The following is a 15902-nucleotide window of genomic DNA, read 5'->3' as shown; positions in this document are numbered from 1 at the left end:
CCTGACGCAGCTCGGCGTCGGGGTCTTGCTCATGGGTGCTCTTGGGTCGGATTTGAAAGTTCACGTTCGTTCGGGCAAATTGGGCGGCTTCACCTAGAGACTCAAGACGTAGACGCGCTTCCCGCGGCGTGGCGCTGGAAGGCCCCTTCAGTCATTCTCCGGCAAGTAACGCATTTGCCGATCAAAGTAGCGTTTGTGATACACGTCTCGGCCGCTTCTTAGCTTATATATCGCCCAGATAAACAGCGCCCCCTTGCGGTTCCCAGAAACATTGAAGTCCGCAATCTCCTCCAGGTTCGGGCGGAGCGCAGTCCGGCGGCACTCATCGAGGAGCGCGTCCAAGGCGCCCCCGACGAACGCCTCCAGCTCGTCTTGCTTGTAAATGATGTCCTGCGGCTCAAATCTTCCGGCACCTACTCGCTCGCATTCGTCCATCGGTCGCGCAGGCTTGATGCTACGAAATCTCAGTTCGAAGCCACGTATCTCGCCCTGCAGCACCTCAACTGGGCGCCTGTCCAATATCTCGCAAACGCGCGCCGCGTGCTCAGGCTTGACCCGTGGGCCGAGGAACACGCGCCTAAGTGCATCGTCCAGGTAATGCTTCGGTCCGATCTCACCGGCGATAAACCGCCATTCCTTTTCATGAGCCCACTCGGCGCGCTTGCGGGTGATGCGGGCGATCACGGCCTCTTCAAGACATTCGGGCGCCATATCCGTCATCGTGAGCGGTGGTAGGGCGTCACGGGCGTAGGTGACGGGCCGCAGCTTCTCGCTCTGGAAATCCCCGATTGCCAGTTCGGCCGTGTCGAACTCCAGGCACATTCCCCCAAAGTTGCTTCCATAATAGGCCCACATCGGCAGGTCTTCGTACGTGCCAGCGAACGAGACTAGCGCGAAACGGTCGATCATTTCGGACAACATGCCGTACATGCCGTCGATATGCTTGCCGGCGGGTGCCAGCATCGCGTTGATGATTCGATCGCCGGGACCGCCAGTCTCGTAAAACGCCTCCATCGGGTCATTCATGGCCGCGAACGGCGGCGCATAAAGATAGCTGTCTCGAAGTGCGCCCAGCTCGCGATCGAGAAGTCCATCCTCCAGCGGGCGGTAGCGGTATAGTTTCGGTGGCGTCTCCATCGCGCGGCTTATATACGCACAGGTCTTAGTTTTCACGCCGGCAGCCGCTGCGCATGGCAGTTTCCGACCCGAATGCGTGTTTCCCGCATGACTGAGCAAACGGCGACTTGCGGACCTATTCGTCGAGCCGCAATACGGCCCACTTGCGGCGCGTCTCCACCAAGCGGCTTCGCGCTGGGCGAATGGCAAGTTACAGCAAAAGCCGCCGTTCAAAAGCCGACCGGCGAACGACTGGCTCTGGTCGGCGCCGGTCATCGCGGCCGGTCGGCCTTCGCCCAAAGCTGCGCGAATTCCCGGTGCCGCTCAAGCAGGGGCTTGATGTCAGCGGCGGCGAGCCCAATTCGCTGCAGGAACAACAAAGTCAGCAGCAGGATCACCCGTCGGGTCGCCCAGTACATGCCTTCGCCGTCGAACGTCCGCTCGCTTAGTTCTTCGGAAAAATGGGTGTAATAGTTGCGCGTGTCGACGAGCTTGCGCAGGAACTTTCCATTGAACCCGCCTGGCGCCTCGCCAAAGGCTTGTGTCAGGGATGCGATGATCGCGCGCAGCCGCTGCTTGAGGCTCGGCTCGTTGGCAAAGCGATAGAGCGATTCCAGCTTCTCGCGCATGTCCGGGTTGGCGCTGGCCGGGATCGCGGCCGTCATGTCATCGGCGAACGAAGCAAAATCCGCCTCCGGCATCACAGTATCGCCGCCGGTCCGGCGATGGAACACCTCGAGCGCTTGGATAGCGAGCAGGAGCTGGATGTTGGTGAACATCTGGCGCTGGGCCGTGATGGTGAAGAACAGCCGCAGCGCCGGATCGAATGCCTCGAACTGGTCGAACCAGTGCTGTACGGCTTGGGGATTGAAGCGGATGAGTTCAGGTCCGGTGATGATCGGCGTGCGGCGTTTCGTCGTCCTTGCGAGGCCACTCTCGCCATGGATCAGCCGAGAATAGAGATGAACTTCGGAGGGCACGGTACCGCCACCGCCCAGTTCGACATTGGGTCCGCGCAGCTCGAACGATGTCAGCGGCAGATAGTGGCCGGTGCACAGCGAGGCGAGTTCCTGCAGCCGCGCCGCGCGGTCGAGATGCCAGTCGAGCGAGCGCGGCTCTGGTGGGGTGATCGCAATCTGGCTGATGACGTCAATGACGAAACGGGTATCGGGTTTATTGTCCGAAAATAGGCTGCCGACCGTGCTTACATTGAACTCGGCGTGAGAGGCGAAGGGCGTTTCCCTCGGCTTCTCGGCAAGGACGTTCAGCGTTTTTGCCTCTGTGTCATGTGTCGCGGTGAACGGACTGTGCTTGAGCCACGTCTCGATCTCGTCGAAGCGGAAATAGCATTTGGGGAAGATCGGTTCCTCGGAGCTGGTGATGTGGGCGCCAATCACCATCAGATTGGAAGTCCAAGTTTCGCTGGCGATGCCGGGCATGTGAAATTGGTGCTTGGTGTCGAGCGCGTGCAGCAGGCTGACGGGTTTGCCCTTCATGGTCACGCCGTGGATCACGGCCTCTCCCTCGCGAGAGCCGCCCAGCGCACGCCTGAACGACTCATGCACCTTGCCAAACATCCCAAGCAGGGTGAGCACGGCCCCATTTTCGGGGTCATAGGCAAGCGTGCCGGGGACCTCGTCCTTGTGTTTGCCGGCGAGCCAGAACAGGCCTCGTTCGGTGAAACTGTCGTAAAGACCGGGGGGCGGGCAAGCCATGGTCAGCGTTCCTTGATGAAATTGTGAATCAAGCGCTTTTGGCAGGTTTGCTCCGCTTGCGCAGGATCCGCAGGCCGGCCAACGCTCCTTAATCGAACGACCGGTTCTCGGCAAACCGGTCTTTCGGACATCATTCGACGAACGACTTGGATTGGTCGGAAGCGGACCGGCGGCCGCATCATCCTCTTGGCGAACCCCAATCGCATGCCTGGTGCGCTACAATTGTGCGCCCTAGGTTGCGGTGAAGAGCATCTTGCCGGCAGTGTTCTCGACGCAGCCTAGCGCACCCGTGCAAACCCTCGCACCCGTTCGCCGGTAAAAACCATCACCCGCACAGATAGGCGCGAGAGATCCCGAGTATCGATCCCGCAACGGCAGCGACTGCTACCAGAACGATCGTGATTCGCGCTGAAACCGGCCACTTGTCTTTCCAAGTGAACTGCTTTTGCTCCTCCATCCAGTCGATCTGCGTCTCGGCGAACAGCTTGTAGTGGGCATACCAGCCACTCAGGAAAATCTGCTTGCTCATCGTGGTTGTGTAATAGTGAGCATCGATGGCGTCGTACTGGACCTTGGCGGCTACCGGGTCCGAACCCGATTGAACGCTGAGGTAGAGCGACTTCAACTTGTTGTAGACGCTCAACTGGTTGTTGGCCGACCGCTCATACTCCTCGGCCCGATAAAAGGAAACGTAGAGGCTGGCGATACCAGCGATGACGAGGATCGCGGACGGCAACTTGGCCGATAGCGGGTCGTAGATCAGGGCGAACACGCCAACGGCTAGGGACACGAAGCCGATCCAGCCTGGTCCCTTGCTCACAATGTCATAGGTCGCGAACGTCTTCTTGACCCCGAAAAGGACATCGTAACCCTTTTCCGCGATCAGCCTCAGCAGCCGGTCCTTGTCCATCAGCTTTCGCTCTCGTCTACGATCGGCACGTGAATGCGGTCCTTGGCCACTACCACACCATCCTGCACCGCGTAACAATCCACCACATGCTCGCCCCGGAAGTCGGAGCGCTCGTTCTTGGTCTTGCTGCCGCTATCGGGTTCGATCTGGCCGCGTATCTTGTCGAGTCTGATCGCTTCAAGTCCCCGGTTGAGCACCTTCCAATAGACGTGGTAGATTCCCTTGATGTTCTCATTCGTGATGTAGAACTTGAGTGACTTGGACCGGTAGACGTTGAGGCGCTTCATGCCGACGCCACGCATGGCGCGCAGAAGTATCGTCCTGAACCCGTTCTGCTTGACCTCGCATTCGAGGCGCAGCGAGTAGCGGATGTCCACCGGGAACATGTCCTCAATGAACTCCTCGGTGTTGGTAGCGGTGTAGCTGGCTCCGGTGATGTAGGCCTTCTTGACCTCAGTTCTATCCGAGAGCGGGTAGCCGTTGCCGAACAGCTTGCGCCAGCGATTGTTAGCCTTGGCTTCCTCGCCGGCCGCGAGTGCCTTGTCCGCGAGTTCAAGGCCCTTCTTCGCCTTCCCCTCAAACCGCTTATGCACTTTGACGTGCTGCCCGGAGCCGAGAGCGTGATACCGCTCCTGCTTGGGCTGGTTGGAAAGATACTCCAAGAAGTCGCGCATCATCTGCCCACACGTCGAGAAGGTCGTCTTGTCGAAGTCTGTCGTGGTCAGCAAGAAGTTGTGAGCGAGTGTGTCGATCACAAGGCCATTCATAGCCACGCCATGCTTGTTCTTCCAAGCACGGGTCATCTTGCAGAGCCGTCGCAAGTTGCCGTTCTTGTCAGCATCGACAGTCCGGGTCGCGTTGATCTCCTCGCGGGGCTTGGTCAGCCGGTAACAGCCACCATTTTTGGTGTACGGATACCAGTACCCATCCGCATCCTCGAAGACGGGCTGCACCTCGACCTTGAAGTTCTTATACTTGCAGACGACCACCAGAGTGTCGACGTAAACCTCGGTAGTCGTGTAGCGGGCCTGGATGGCATCAGCAGTGTCGCGCAGTAGCTTGTAAGGATTGTTCTTATAGGTATCCCATTTTCCACTTGGCATGATGTAGAGCATGTCCAAGTCGGAAATGCCCCGGATACCAGTCCACCGGCCATAGGAGCCGACTTGAAGGCTGTTAGCTGTACGGCTGTCCGTGTCGCGAAACTGGAGGTTGCAGGCCCTAGTGACTTCACCATAACGCAGCGCGATGGTGTCTTCGTTGTCGATCGCAATGTTCGAGAACAGCGTTTTGAAATCGTCCGCCCTGCTGATGGTCGCCTCCCGTTGCTGCGCCGCTCGGTGCCCCCACCGCAGCGCTGTCATTGCGGGGCAAGATGGTTAGCGGCCCAGGTTTGTTCAACCTTTTCGAAGCAATCTCCACTCTCGTAAGTAGGGGATAGACGACGATATCGGGCAACCAACCGCTACCCGGACCTAACCGAAATGACCGAGGTGGGGGCGCTGCTGCCGGATCGCTCAACGGGACAGGAATGGCGGGTTCCGGCAAAAGCGACCATTCACGTCCGCGCCGTGGAACGGCTTGAGTTGGTCGAATGCAGTCTTTGCCCTGCCGTATTTGAACGTCCGCTATCGACCGTTGCGCGCTTCAAAGCGGACAGTCCAGAATGTCCAACTTAGTCGACGTTTAGTGGCGCGCATGAACGAAGTACAGCTTCCGCCTGTCCATATGGTTCACAGGTTCGGTCGGCAATATCCTGACTACCAGCAACTCAGCTTCAATGGTCGTTAGTGAGAATAGGGTTGGCTCAGGCGCAACTCATTAAGCGAGCTTTCAACCTCTGCGATATCGGAGGTCGGGCCAAACGCCATATTCCCTCAATACAGGCGCATAACACCAACGAAATGTCATCGAACGGCTCTTCGGCAGGCCAAAAGGTGGCAACACATCGCCATAAGAATGGCCGGTATCCCCAAACTACCTCGCCGTCATCGCTCTTGTCCCGGTCATCTCTGAGTGGGCTCATTGAAGTCCCCAACCCTAAAGGATTATTGAAGCTAGCCAACGGCCAGTTCGAAAGCTAATCCTAGCCTCCAGTACCGCCGCGTCACCTTTGTGGTATTAGGTGGCGTCGTATTAGGGAGGCGTGTAGAAAGATTTAGGTTCGGTTAGGCCGCTAATCAGAACAGGCCATGGTTGGAAAGCCCGACAATTTGATCAACCGGACAATTCACAACGTGGTGCATCGGGCCTGATCGACATTAAAGTTAGACAAATTTCAAGAGACACCGAAGTTTGCGGTGTTGTCTTGGGGCCAGGCATCCGTATCACGCCGGGGAGGGACAAGCCGATGATCAGCCCGAAGTCATCTACGAGAATAGGTCTGGTTAGCGTAGGCTCTTTTAAGACGTCTGCGCTGCGGGCGATATTTTCAACTAGAGCTTGGAGTTGCGTTCGACGTGCTCTTTAAGGCAAGATCTATGCTCGGTGAACAGAAATTTACTCATTAAAAAAACGGTCTTCGAGAACAAATAGATTGCCAAGTGTTATTTTTCAGACGATTATTTAAGTATTTCAGCTAGCTATGGGATATAGGGGGGGGGGGAGGTTAAGTGAGGAAATCACTCTGGTTGGGTTCGGCAGGCCTGGGAACTTTGGCGCTTTGTGTCTCAAGTGAGCCCGCCCTAGCCCAGTTCACTAGTACCTTGCCTCCGGTCGCGTCGGTCACTGATGGCAATGGCGTTAATTTGGCAACCGGAGCTAATGACGTTAGTTTCACGGATCTATCAATAGGCAAAGGGGGTGCAGGAGGGGTCAGCCACGGATTGACAAAGCTCGGGGCGGGTTGGCGTGACAGCACCATCATGACGGTGCACGAATACGGAGCGACTGTTACCGTATCGACGGGAGCCTCCTCGGTGCTGTTTTCCAAAGTCGGAAACAATCTAGTTAACCAGCAGGGAAATGGATCGACCCTAACCAAGGACAATCAGACAGGGCGATACACTTTCACAGACAAAAAAGGATCTGTGATCGTTTTTGACAGAATGACTGCAAATAATTCCGCGAATGTTTTCGTAAATGAAGGCGGGTCCAGCCCAGCGGCTATTGTTTCTTATATTAGCAATCCAGATGGAACAGGTATTTCATTTTATTACAGTGATTATACGCCGCAAGGATCTCCATACTACGGTTACACGACATTCATATCTTTAGAAAGAGTGTCTTATAGCAACGGCTATGTTCTAAATTACTCTTACTACAACTCATCAACGGGCGCTAACACAACACTAAAATCGGTGAGCGTTGAAAACCGGGCATATCAGCAATGTTCTTCAGTTAGCTGCGGTTCATCTAAAAACGTCAGCTCTGTGGAATATAGTTACTCATCGTCGGCAAATTCTGGGTTTATCGTGTCAGACGAAACCGGCCATACAACTACTTACACAAATTCCGGCGGAATAATTCTCCATGGAGACCAAAATCCATATGTATCCGTAACCTACTCGGGGGGGCGGGTTAGCTCCTTGACTAAGGCAGGGATCACCACCGGTTATGAATGGTCTTTGGCCGGATCGATCATGACGGCAACGATCACGTTTCCGGATAATACCAAGCGAGTGGTGACAACTGATACTGCTAAGAATGTCATTCTTAGCGATAAAAATAGTCTGAACGAAATAACCTATTATCAATACGATAACTTCGGAAGAATGACGCGTGTAACTTATCCGAACGGCCGTTACTCATCATACGAATACGATGCTCGTGGCAACGTTACGTGCGCAATGGAGGTTGCACAAGGGGCAGGAGCACAGGTGTGTGCTTCACCCAGCACACCACAAAAACTCGTGCGGTTAGCCAGTTACGACGCGACGTGCACGAATGTGGTGAAGTGTAACCAGCCCAACTGGACGCAGGATGCCAAGGGCAACCGCACCGACTATCGCTATAACGCGGCAGGTTTTCTTGAATCCGTGACCCTGCCAGCGCCGAGTGGAACGGTGCGGCCAAAGACTACCTACAGCTATTCCGACCTGGCAGCCTATTATAAGAACAGCGCTGGCAACATTGTGGCGTCAGGCACAGGGACTGCCTCGCCAATCAAGGTGCTGACGCAGATATCGACCTGCCAGACCAGCGGCGTGACGTCGCCGGATAATGCGCTGCCTTGTGTGGGCGGCACCGACGAAGTGCGCACGGCCATCAATTATGGCCCGCAGACTGCAGGTGTTGGCAACAATCTGCTGCCGGTTTCGGTCACGCAGAGCAATGGTACAGGCTCGGTCAGTGCCACTACCGCCAATGGCTACGATGCGATCGGCAATCTGATCACGGTCGATGGCCCGCTGGCGGGCTCGGCCGACACGACACGTTATCGTTATGATGCGGTCAGGCGGCCCGTGGGTGTAGTGGCGCCAGATCCGGATGGTGCAGGTAGCCGCGTGCATGCGGCCGAGAGATACCATTACAATGCCATTGGGCAGATCGCCCTGAAGGAAGTGGGCACGGTCACCGACCAGTCCGATGCAGCCTGGGCGAGCTTCAACTCGCTGCAGCAGGTAGCGACAGGCTATGATGCCTACCACCGCGCCATAAGGACGGAGCTCAAGAGCGGCAGCACGGTGCATGCGGTGACGACCCAGAGCTATGACACGCTTGGCCGTCCCGACTGCACGGCGGTGCGGATGAACCCAGCTGCGTGGGGCGCTCAGGTCGCTGATTGCACGCCCAACATCGACGGTGCAGACGGCAAGGACCGGATCACCAGATATGGCTATGATGCCATCGGGCGGGTTCAGACTGTCACCCAGGGCTTTGGCATTACGAGCGAGCAGGCCGTGGTGCAAACCAACAGCTACACCCCCAATGGGCAGCTCCTGACAGTCAAGGATGGCGAGAACAATCTCACCACTTACGAATATGACGGCTTCGATCGCCTCGTGAAGACCCGCTTCCCGAACCCGACCAAGGGAAGCGGTTCGAGTTCGACCAGCGATTATGAACTGTTGGCCTATGACGCCAACAGCAATGTGGTGAACTTCGTCAACCGCAGCGGACAGAGCCACAGCCTCACCTATGACAATCTCAATCGCCTGACATCGAGGGATCGGCCTGGCGCAGAGCCGACTATCTCCTACGACTATGATCTGCTCGGGCGCATGACCAGTGCGAGCCAGACCGGCAATGCGCTGGGCTTCACCTATGATGCGCTCGGTCGCAACCTCAGCCAGACCGGGCCGCACGGGACGGTCGCTTATGAGTACGATCCAGCGGGGCGTCGGACGAAGATCACCTATCCCGGCTCAGGGCTCTATGTTGATTATGTGCGCGACACCACCGGGCAGGTGACGAATATCCGCGAGAACGGCGCGACGACGGGTGTGGGTGCACTGGCGACCTACAGCTATGACAATCTGGGCCGGGTCACCGGCATCGCGTTCGGCAACGGCACCTCGCGCAGCTATGCCTATGATGCGGCTTCCCGGCTCGAGGGCTTGGGCATCGATCTGGCCGGCACCGGCCATGACCTTGTCCTGGGCAAGATCGGCAGCACCGGTACCGCCATCGGCTATAATCCCGCGAGCCAAATCAAGAGCATGCCTCGATCCAACGATGCCTATGCATGGACAGAAGGCCACAGCGCCAATCGCAACTACACCAGCAATGGGCTCAATCAATACTCAGTGGTCGGCAGCCTGAGCTATTCCTACGACACGCGCGGCAATCTCATCAATGACGGCACGAGCAGCGAAAACTACGTTTACAGCAGCGACAACTATCTGCTCGCCGGACCGGGCGGCCGCACCTTCAGCTACGATCCGATAGGTCGGCTTTATGAGTCCTACTTTGTCGACGGTTCAACGGCGAAAACCACCCGCCGGGCCTATGATGGGCCTAACCTCGTCGCCGAGTATAATGCCTCCAACGCACTGCAGCGTCGCTACGTCCATGGTCCCGGCACCGACGATCCGATCATCTGGTACGAAGGCTCAGGGACATCGGACCGCCGGTTCATGCAGGCCGATGAGCGTGGTTCGATCGTCGCAATCAGCGACAATAGCGGCGCCAACATCGTCATCAATCGCTACGATGAATATGGCATGCCGGCGAAGGACAATCAGGGCACCTTCCAGTACACCGGCCAGACATGGCTGCCCGAGTTGCGCATGTACTACTATAAGGCCCGCATTTACTCGCCCATGGTCGGCCGGTTCCTCCAGACCGATCCCATCGGTTATGCCGACGGCTTGAATATGTATGCATACGTGGGCAACGATCCCGTGAACGGCGTGGATCCAAGTGGCACACAACAAGGCGCTATAATGCTGCCACCTGAAGGCTCTTGCCAAGTAGGTTCTTCCGGTTGCGGCTTATCGCCTGGGCAACCGGGGACACTTTGGACGAATGATGGGATATTCGTTACTGGCGTCGCAGACTGTGCAGGTATCTTATTTTGTTCATCTTACGGATCAATTTTTGGGATATCAACGCCTGACTACACGTTCGGAATGAATATTCATTTCGAATCAGGAGTTCCCCATAATCTGCCCGGGCCTGGACAAACTCCTCCGCCTCCGCAAAATAACCCGGGGCCGTGTTCAGGAAACAAGAGCCTATTCGCATCAATCGCGGAAGGTGCGGACACCTTGGGGGACGTCGCAGATGGCGTGGCGATCGGAGCTGCGGGTCTCGGCCTAATTACAGCGCCAACGGGAGCCGGAGGTGCCTTGTTCGGAGGCACAGCGCTTATCGCTGGTGGCATAGGTAGACTTGCTTCTGGCGTGTCTGTACTTGCCAATCTTGCCGATGGAAATTGGGGCGGTGCAGGATCGAGCGCCGCTGGCATTGTTGGTGGCCATATAGCTGGCAAGGTCGTAGGCAGGGTGGCAACTAATGCATATGCCAGAGGTAGAATGTTCAATAACTTGAGCGCTGGCCAGCAGCGCCGAGTGAACCTTTTCAGCGATACCGGCGCGTCTGCGGGAAGTCGAGTCGCTTCGCGAGCGGTTTGTCCATAGTATGAAGGACGTTTTACTGTCGCTGCTTTTTTTCTTGATCCTGGCTGGTGTCGACTGGGCGTTAGTTGACGGTTTCAGGAGATCTCTGCTCGCATTTCGCGACATTCCAAAGGAATGTAATTATAAAAGTTTTATATTTCCTCGTATTTTTGCGATACTAATTTCGGCGGTATTATTGTATGTTAGTTCACAGACCGCCGTATTTGGTCGTCATGGTGTTACACTGAGCCTTGTGTCCATGGGAATATTCCTTCTGTCGTCATTTTATCCTCAAATTGTGATGTTTTTGCGTTCCAAAGCATATTGATTCATACCTGACGTGCTCCCTTCAAATTTGGCCGATTTTGAATAAAGCTGGACGCCAAGGCATTGGACGAAGATGAGCGCCGCAGGTTAAGCAAAGAGCAGATCATGGCAATCCTTAAGGAGCAGAGGCTGGCGTGAGCATGTAAGGTGTCCGTCGCGAGTATGGCGTCAGCAGTACTACCTTTTTAAACGCAAAGCCAAATTCGGCGGCTGTGAGGTGTCCGATGCTAAACAGCTACAGCCGCCCGGGGACCAAAACGCCAAGCTGAACAAGCCGCTTGCCGAAGCGATGCTGGACGATGCAATACTCGAGGAAATCACGTCAAATAAATGGTGGCGCGCGTCAGGCGGGGAGCGGCGGCTCATCTTGAGCAAGTGCTCGAGGTGAGTCGGCCGCGGCGCAAGCGTTACTAGGCGTACACCATGATGGTGAGGTTTCGCCGCCGGATCGGCTACCGCCGTTCGCAATGACCATTGAAGCGTGAGGACCAACTAAAAGAAGTCCAGCAGCTGCCCTCACCCTTTTTCGCTCAAATCACTTTTCCACCCACGCAGCATTGATGGTCACACCACCGTCTGATCGACAGGCGTGTTGCCAAGCCCGAAGCTTCTTTCCCTGCGCAAAGGCAGTCAGGACCGCCGCTGAGATGGTCTCAAAGCCCGGATTGGTAAAATCTATATGAAGCCAATTTGGTATTGAGCATCCAGCAGGGTTGTCGTTTCCACTTACGATAAATTGGAAGGACCCATCGGTGGGCACGACAGCTTCGATCGTAAGCGGACTGACTCCCCAGCCCGGAGCCGCAACTGTCGGCGTGGCAAACGCAATAAAGGACGTCGTAATCAGAGATAGGCCCTTTAGAAGCATATCCGTTCCCCCTAGTTCTCAAACCGATACGGCAGTTTGGATGAATGCTATGACGGGGCGTGTCGTCAACGCACCATCGAAAGACCATCCTGTATTATTAATCAACCGTATGAAACCAATTAAACGTCTCCGTATCTGCCCAATCTGGGCAGCCCCCGGTCCCATAAACCATAATCTGCTTGCCGGTGGAGTAAGCCGTCAGCAGGGTAGACAGCTTGGCCTGACCGGCCAGACTTGCGCTGTTGAACGCCCATCTTAGCTCCGTGGCACATGTCGGCCTCACAGATCGGTTTCCTGTAAGATGAAACATCACAACGCCATTTTCCATGACATGGATGGTAGAAATAGTACCCGGTCCTTGGCTGGAAGCATATGCCGACGCCGTAGGACACCCTGCCAAGGCAACCAGTATTATTGCTGGCGATATTTTCATGAGCCCCCACCCCAATCCTTTAAAATCAAATTTGACAAAAATACATCACACGCGCAACCACACGATTAGCATAGCCATATGCGACAAGAGAGGGCGCAGCATGAAGCATATACCGTTCATTATTTTAGCCACCTTCTTGTTGCCGTTGCCGCTTCAGGCGCATGACTGGAGCCTGGAGGCCAAGGTTACTCGGGTCGAGCCGAGTTACATGCCCTATAAGGTGTATCTCCAGATCGACACCGATGCTGGACAGTGCACGGCCGGGTCGTGGATTCAGTGGATCGCGCGGGGCGATGATCAAGCAACCAAAGCCGCAAACACCCAAGCTGTACTTGCCGTGGCGATGACGGCATTGGTCGCCGGAAAGCGATTAACCTTGGTGGGAAACAATGGCGACTGTTCGCTCAATTTCGTCCATCTCATACCTTGATGCCGAAACAGCCAGACGCTGCGAGCGCCTGCGCACTCCTGGCAAAGCTCAGTTCCTGATCGTGAACCCATAGGGCGCTTCGCCGTAGACCAAAGCTACTGAGCCGTAGGCTTGGGCACAGGTCACCGAATTGGTATGGAAAGACACGATCTGCTTTCCGCTGGCTAATGCTGTCATGAACTGTGCCAGCACCGCCTGACAAACACTGGTCTGGCTCGCCACATTGCAGATTGGGCGCGGCCCATATCCTATATCAGCTACAACGTCCCCATCCAGCCTGACTTCAACCCATGAGACGGATCCGGAACATGTGACGTAGCTCATCGCTGGCGCCGAGCTGAGGACTGCCAGCGTCGCCGCTATCCAACTCGTTATTGCCCGAATGCAAACCATCTTCGTGTCTCCCTCTGAACCCAGACAGCCAGTTTGAAATAACTACCCAAGACCACGCCTAAAAATACGCAGAACCTGAAAATGGACATCGACAAGATCGTCAGAGTGTTAGAAAAGGAGAGTAACAGAATTTCTGTTATAAAATAGGGGGTGCGATGCTGAAATTGGAAACGCGACTAATTGCTTTGGTTGCCTTCGCCGCCATTCAGGCTCAATCGCCACTTAACGCTCAAACTGTACCCAACTGGGCGTCCGGCACCATCAAAAGCATATATGTGGACCCAAGCAAAGTTGTCATAGAACTCAGCGCAGTCGGGCCCTGCGGTGGTACACTTCATGAAATCAGTAGATCTGCGGTTAATTTTACTGAAATGGTGTCCTTGATGTACACGGCTGCAGCATCAGGAAAGCAGGTGTTATTGTGGGTTGTAGGGTGCTCCGGCACAAGGGCGGATGTCAGCCATGGGCAGGCAATATTCCAGTAGCGCGAGCGTGAAGGCTCGGGCGAACATGAGAAGGTTGGCTGAAATTACAGGCAAAGCCGAGAGCGTGGGAGAAGGCATTGACCCATTTGAGATTACCTGGTGCTGCGAGCGCAATTCTGTTTTGCCTGATGACTGCGCCAGATTCATCCGCAAACACGAACGTGGATGGACTGGTTGCAGGTCTATTCCATTGGGAGGCGTGAGCGGCGCGCTCGTAAAACTGGACGGGAATATGATCGATCCTGAAAACCGCGGCCGGAGCGATCAGTATACAATTCCTGATAGCAGTCCCCACGCCCAATTCGTCCAGGCGCTATTGTTGTCAGCGCAGAGCACGCAACGGCGCGTATACACCAACCTGGATGGATGCCTTCAGGGCTTTCCGGTCATCCGAGGAATTAACAACGCCGATTGACAGGAACTGCGTAGGCCACGGTCATCGTTGGATGACACTCTGGGGCGATATTTGCTCTTTGAGGTGTGGGATCAGTTCCGACTCCTCACCCGCCACATCCCCGTGGCGATGACTGCTCTCAAAAGAGAAATGTTGGATCAACACCGAGCAAAGCGGAAATTCACCGCCGTCAACTCGATCTGGCTGGGCCAGTCCGAAATGGCTTCCCGCTATAGCCAACATAGGAGAAACGAGCATGAGAATATTGGACGTTCATGCATCGGGGCTCAAGAGCTTCGCTCTCATGCTGACTGCGGGCTGCATCCCACTCTCGTCCGCCTTCGCGAGTGAGCAGGCCTCTGCGACCATTACCCTTATCGCGATCGACAATAATGGTGGCCCTTACGTCTTTCTCGCACAGGGCTCGCGAACGACAAAGCCTCCGTGTGCCACAGACGACTTTTGGGCCATATCTGGCCCAACGACGGATAATGCCAAGGCCATTCTGGCAAACATTATGACCGCCAAGGCTCTCGGGAATCGGGTCCAGATCATTGGGACGGGAACGTGTGACACAGACCAGCCGACGAGAGAGAAGGTCAATTTTATCATCATTTTGTGAGCACGAACGCCAAGGAGTCCGCCATGTTCAAAAAGTTTGCCTTTTTAGTTTTAAGCCTTCCCATTTTTCTGATGCCCACTGACGCGAACGCGGGAGCAACATCGGGCTACGGGAAGATTACCCAGATTAATGTGGACGCGGGCGGCTCGGCGATGCGGGTCGAGTTCGACCAGCCCATCGTTAACCCGGACGGTTGCGGGGGAGCCGATTTCTATATCGTCGAACTCAATTCCGCCGGCAAGGATCGGTTCATGTCGACAGTCCTGTCGGCGTTCATGGCAGGCAAAAGCGTGTCGTTCTGGATATCAGGTTGCACAACCGGGGCGTATTGGGGCGCCACACGCCCGCTCATGAGCGATATATACGTTACAAATTAAGATCTGGCCGACGATGATTATTTTATCCATCCAATTTGAATGGGTTGTGATCATAATCGTCATTATGATACTTATCAGTTGATTGGTTTGCGCAGGGGGTGGGTTGATGAAGAAGGCATTTTTATTCCTAACGGCAATGTGCTTCGCTACCGCCAGCTGGGCAAGCACGCGGGGGCCCGGCCTGATCTCCGATCTTCAGATTGAGGGCGATTACGTGGTATTTGCCGTTTCCGGACCAGCGGTAGACATGCCGGCCTGTGTCGTCTGGCAACGCATGTACTTCACTTTAGGAACTGCGTCGTCTCAGGCGAAACTGGCTTATTTGCTGTCGGCTCAAGCGAGAGGAAAGTTGGTGACGGTGTATGGCACGGGAGCCTGCGCACCGGACCACGAGGAAGTGCGGAGTGTGCGCGACGGCGAGTGAAATGGCTCTTCTTTCATCACGCAGGACCTGCTGCGTATGATTTCGGATAAAAGCTGATATTGAGGTGTTGACGTGAAGATATTCAAGATCTGCACTGCCGCGGTAGGCGTGTTGGTAGCGCCGCTAAGTCCTGCATGGGGCGGACAATGGTGGACGGGTAAATATATTTCCCAAATTCAGTTTGACGAAAGAGCATGTGCCTTTTTCCTTCTCGACGGCGTGCCGAATTCCGATCCTGTCGTTACTGGGGATTGGTTTGCACTTCCCAAATCGGCTACAAATTATCAGGAGATGGTTAGTATCCTTCTTAGTGCCAAACTATCAAGGCAAACGGTAGATGTGGGGACCGATGGTACTACCAGTTGCGGATGGGCTACGGTTAAACAAATCAATCTCCGCTAAAGTGG

At 55.4% G+C, this 15902-nt stretch carries 10 protein-coding genes; 6 read left to right on the top strand and 4 right to left on the bottom strand.

Features of this window, described 5'->3' with window-relative positions:
* Positions 1 to 147 precede the first annotated feature (147 nt).
* The 4 genes from M2336_RS05315 to M2336_RS05300 all read right to left on the bottom strand — a co-directional run bounded on the left by M2336_RS05315 (position 148) and on the right by M2336_RS05300 (position 5105).
* Positions 148 to 1137 (bottom strand): DUF2971 domain-containing protein, encoded by a 990-nt coding sequence (locus tag M2336_RS05315; RefSeq protein WP_264592625.1) that lies wholly within the window; start codon positions 1135 to 1137, stop codon positions 148 to 150.
* A 251-nt stretch (positions 1138 to 1388) separates the two neighbouring features.
* Positions 1389 to 2831, bottom strand: coding sequence for a HEPN domain-containing protein (locus M2336_RS05310; protein WP_264592624.1), 1443 nt, complete (start codon positions 2829 to 2831; stop codon positions 1389 to 1391).
* A gap of 325 nt (positions 2832 to 3156) precedes the next feature.
* Positions 3157 to 3741, bottom strand: a complete 585-nt coding sequence (locus M2336_RS05305) for an SLATT domain-containing protein (protein WP_264592623.1) — start codon at positions 3739 to 3741, stop codon at positions 3157 to 3159.
* Positions 3741 to 5105, bottom strand: coding sequence for a nucleotide-binding domain-containing protein (locus tag M2336_RS05300; RefSeq protein ID WP_264592622.1), 1365 nt, complete (start codon positions 5103 to 5105; stop codon positions 3741 to 3743). Before M2336_RS05300 ends, M2336_RS05305 begins: the two co-directional genes overlap by 1 nt.
* Positions 5106 to 6566: 1461 nt before the next feature.
* On the opposite strand from M2336_RS05300, the gene M2336_RS05295 reads away from it, so the two are divergent.
* The 6 genes from M2336_RS05295 (at position 6567) to M2336_RS05270 (ending at position 15897) form a co-directional block, all read left to right on the top strand.
* The gene (locus tag M2336_RS05295) at positions 6567 to 10763 is read left to right on the top strand and encodes an RHS repeat-associated core domain-containing protein (protein ID WP_264592621.1); all 4197 of its coding nucleotides are present in this window, start codon (positions 6567 to 6569) and stop codon (positions 10761 to 10763) included.
* A 1500-nt stretch (positions 10764 to 12263) separates the two neighbouring features.
* Entirely contained in the window at positions 12264 to 12800 is a 537-nt protein-coding gene (locus M2336_RS05290) for a hypothetical protein (protein WP_264592620.1), read from the top strand.
* A gap of 912 nt (positions 12801 to 13712) precedes the next feature.
* The gene (locus M2336_RS05285) at positions 13713 to 14093 is read left to right on the top strand and encodes a hypothetical protein (protein ID WP_264592619.1); all 381 of its coding nucleotides are present in this window, start codon (positions 13713 to 13715) and stop codon (positions 14091 to 14093) included.
* Positions 14094 to 14717: 624 nt separating this feature from the next.
* Positions 14718 to 15071 carry a hypothetical protein gene (locus M2336_RS05280; RefSeq protein WP_264592618.1) on the top strand — a complete coding sequence of 118 codons (354 nt, stop codon included), beginning with the start codon at positions 14718 to 14720 and terminating at the stop codon, positions 15069 to 15071.
* A 106-nt stretch (positions 15072 to 15177) separates the two neighbouring features.
* Entirely contained in the window at positions 15178 to 15495 is a 318-nt protein-coding gene (locus M2336_RS05275) for a hypothetical protein (RefSeq protein ID WP_264592617.1), read from the top strand.
* A 72-nt stretch (positions 15496 to 15567) separates the two neighbouring features.
* Positions 15568 to 15897, top strand: coding sequence for a hypothetical protein (locus tag M2336_RS05270; protein WP_264592616.1), 330 nt, complete (start codon positions 15568 to 15570; stop codon positions 15895 to 15897).
* Positions 15898 to 15902: the final 5 nt, after the last annotated feature.

The organism is Sphingobium sp. B1D7B (assembly GCF_025961965.1).
Classification (GTDB): Bacteria; Pseudomonadota; Alphaproteobacteria; order Sphingomonadales; family Sphingomonadaceae; genus Sphingobium.
The sequence above is the reverse complement of the archived record's forward strand: the minus strand, read 5'-3'. Positions and strand labels throughout refer to the sequence as shown.

Excerpts from the sequence above, each read along its gene's own strand:
- M2336_RS05305 (WP_264592623.1), bottom strand. The coding sequence starts at position 3,741 with ATGGACAAGGACCGGCTGCTGAGGCTGATCGCGGAAAAGGGTTACGAT.
- M2336_RS05315 (WP_264592625.1), bottom strand. The coding sequence starts at position 1,137 with ATGGAGACGCCACCGAAACTATACCGCTACCGCCCGCTGGAGGATGGA.
- M2336_RS05310 (WP_264592624.1), bottom strand. The coding sequence starts at position 2,831 with ATGGCTTGCCCGCCCCCCGGTCTTTACGACAGTTTCACCGAACGAGGC.
- M2336_RS05275 (WP_264592617.1), top strand. The coding sequence starts at position 15,178 with ATGAAGAAGGCATTTTTATTCCTAACGGCAATGTGCTTCGCTACCGCC.
- M2336_RS05280 (WP_264592618.1), top strand. The coding sequence starts at position 14,718 with ATGTTCAAAAAGTTTGCCTTTTTAGTTTTAAGCCTTCCCATTTTTCTG.
- M2336_RS05300 (WP_264592622.1), bottom strand. The coding sequence starts at position 5,105 with ATGACAGCGCTGCGGTGGGGGCACCGAGCGGCGCAGCAACGGGAGGCG.
- M2336_RS05290 (WP_264592620.1), top strand. The coding sequence starts at position 12,264 with ATGACATGGATGGTAGAAATAGTACCCGGTCCTTGGCTGGAAGCATAT.